We start from the raw sequence: 2,845 nt of genomic DNA on the forward strand, positions 1-2,845 counted from the left end.
GTTCCAGACGGCGCCGCCCGCGCTCGTGATGCCGGACACGAGGCCCATGAGCATGTTGTAGCCGGCCGAGGCCAGGCTGCCGGCGAACGAGGCGACCGCGCCGGGCAGCTGGCCGAGAAGCGACCGGAGCGCGCCGAGCAGCGACCCCGCGATTCCGGGCACGGCCTGGACGATCATGCCGAACAGCTGGCCGGCCGCCGATCCCAGGCTGGGCATCCACGAGCCCACGGTGGAGAGCACCTGGCTGATCAGCTGGGGCAAAGACGAGATCAGCTGCGGCACCATCTGCAGAAAAGCCGAGACCAGAGCCTTGAACAAGGTGAACCCGGCTTTGAGCAGGGCCGGTGCGTTTTTGACCAGGATTCCTGCCAATTTGCTCACTAAATCGGGCAGCAGAGGGGTCAGCTGGGGGACCATCTCGGCGAAGGCCTCGACCAGTGCGATGAAGAGCTGCAGCCCCGCGTCCAGGAGCTGCGGGGCCATGGTAACGAGCATGGTCGCGAGCGCCGTGACGAGCTGGACCACCCCGTCGATCAGCGCCGGCATGATCGTCGGCAAAATCCCGACGACCTGGAGAAACGCCTGCTGGATCGCGGAGAGGAAGGCGGGCAGGTTGTCCACCACCTGCGAGACCAGCGTGGGGAGGATCTGAGACGCCTGATCCGCCAGGGCCGGCAGGTTGGCGGTGATCTGCTGCATGTTGGAAACGAAATCGTCCGCCATCTTCTTGAGGTCGGCCCCGCCGGCGGCGGCCGCAAGGCCGAGGCCGAGCAGCCCGGTCGCGGCCGCCCCGAGCACGCCGGTCGCCACGGCCGCGCCCTTGGCGAGCCCGCCGGCTGCCTGTCCGACCTTGCCGAGGGCGCCCTTCGCCTTCTCGGCCGGGCCAGACAGGTCGAGCTTGGCGGCGAACGTGTCCACGGCGTTCTTGGCAGACTCGCCGAGCACCGACGTCAAGCCGCCGACCTTGTCCTTGATGGGGGCGAGCTTCGCTCCGACGGTATCCGAGATGCCCGAGAACTTGGACGCGATCTTGTCCTTGACTCCGCCGAACGCCTCGGCGATGTCGTTCTTGGCGTCGCGGAACCCGTAGGCGAGATCCGTCGACAGCTGCTTGGCCGTATCGAACGCGGACTGCGGGATCAGGCCGTGCGCCAGGCTCTGTGTGAAGTCCTTCGCGGCCGGCAGCGCGGCTCCGAGGATCCCGGACGCGAACTCGCCCGCGCCCTTGGCGGCAGATTTGAGCGTCCCTGCGGCGGATGCAACCCCGGACGCGAGCGCGCCGATGGGACCCATGGCGGCGCCGACGAGGGACACGGCCTTGCCAACAATCACGAGGCCGGGCCCTGCCGCCGCGAGCGCTACCAGCGCCTTAACGATGGCGGCGAATGTCGCGGGATCCATTTTCTCGATCCCGCCCGCGATCTTCTCCAGGGCGTCGCCGACGGCAGAGGCCATGGGCTCGATCGACAAGCCCGCATCGCTCCATTTCTTTGATGCCGCGTCGATGATCGCTGTGGCCTGCTGCACGATGCGGGTGAGCGAACCGAGGAACTTCGACGATTCGGCATCGGTGGTGCCGTACTCGCCGACGACCGCCAGGCCGAAGTTTCGGATCGAAGACGTCATGGAGTCGCAGGCGCCCTTGAACGTGTTCTTCAACTCGCCCATCATGCCGCCCATACGAGCGGTTTGGCCGGCCATGCCGTCGGTGCCTTCCTCGATGCCCTCGGCCAGCGCCTGGATGGCCCATCCCGACTCCACCGCGCCGTCGCTGATGGCCTCCTTCATCTCGTCGATGGATCTGCCGGACTTGTTGGCCAGGATCTGCAGGGCCTGCACGCCGTTGTCGGACAGCGACCATATCTCCTCAAGGGACACCTGCCCCTGGGCCTGCATCTTGCCGAGGGCGGCGGTGATGGCGCCGAACCCCTCCTGGCCCTTGCCGGACGCGGCCGCCGCGTCGCCGACGGCGGTGAGGGTCGGTATCACGTTCTCGGCGGCCATGCCCATGGATATGAGCTGCTGGGCGCTCTGCATCATGCCGTCGAACTTGAAAGGGGTCTTCTTCGCGAACGTGTAGAGGTCGCCGATCATCTTGGAGGCGGCCTCGCCGCTCCCGAGCATGGTGCTGAACGCGGTCTGGGCAGACTCGCGCAGGCTCAAAAAGCTCACGGCGGTGCCGACCGCCGCCGTGCCGATGCCGACGATGGGGGCCGTAACGGCCTTCGATATGCCCTTGCCGAGCGACTGCAGGCCGTTGCCGAGCGCGGCGACCTGCTTCTTGGTCGATTCGGTGATAGAGGAGACAGCCGCCCGGTAGCGCGACGCGTCGCCCGTTATGTCGATTACTACCTGGCCGTCAGACATCCAATCCCCAGAGCAGGCTGGTGAGCCTCAGCCGCTCCTCTTCGGTCCTCGCAGGCAGCGCCAGCTCCCGCTGCCTCTCGACCAGCCGCCTTCTCGCGTCGCCCTCGTACTCGGACGGGTCCGCGCCCCTCGCGGCCATGGCCGTCATTGTGAGCGACGAGTCACCCAGGCCGCGGAACAGCGGCCAGAACCGCCACCAGTGCATGTCGAGCGCCGGATCCGTGAGGTCGATGCCGTACTCGCGTTGGAAGTCCGCGATGACGCGCGGAGCGTCGTAGTCCCAGTCCCAGAGCCTGGCGCCTTTCGCGGCGGCCTTGCCGAGCATGCGCTTTGGCTTCTGCGGCTCGTTGAGGTTCAAGAACCCGAGCGCCGCCTGGAGGGCACCGGCGGGGTCCGCGTTGACGGCGTCGGGCAGCTCGATCCTGCGCGCTCCGTTTCTGACCGCCCCCCGGCCGTAGTAGATCAGCAGGATCGCCTG

2 protein-coding genes are annotated in these 2,845 nt (G+C 67.6%); both read right to left on the reverse strand.

What is annotated here, in order from left to right; translation table 11 throughout:
• Window positions 1–2,367, reverse strand: a 2,367-nt coding sequence (locus ACMO6A_RS05535; protein ID WP_418470879.1) for a tape measure protein, incomplete at its 3' end; no start/stop codon positions are given.
• Window positions 2,360–2,845 (reverse strand): Gp15 family bacteriophage protein (locus tag ACMO6A_RS05540; protein WP_418470880.1); only part of this gene is annotated, 486 nt, incomplete at its 5' end. The genes ACMO6A_RS05535 and ACMO6A_RS05540, both read right to left, overlap by 8 nt.

This window comes from Eggerthella sp. (assembly GCF_048329335.1).
Taxonomy (GTDB): Bacteria; Actinomycetota; Coriobacteriia; order Coriobacteriales; family Eggerthellaceae; genus Eggerthella; species Eggerthella lenta.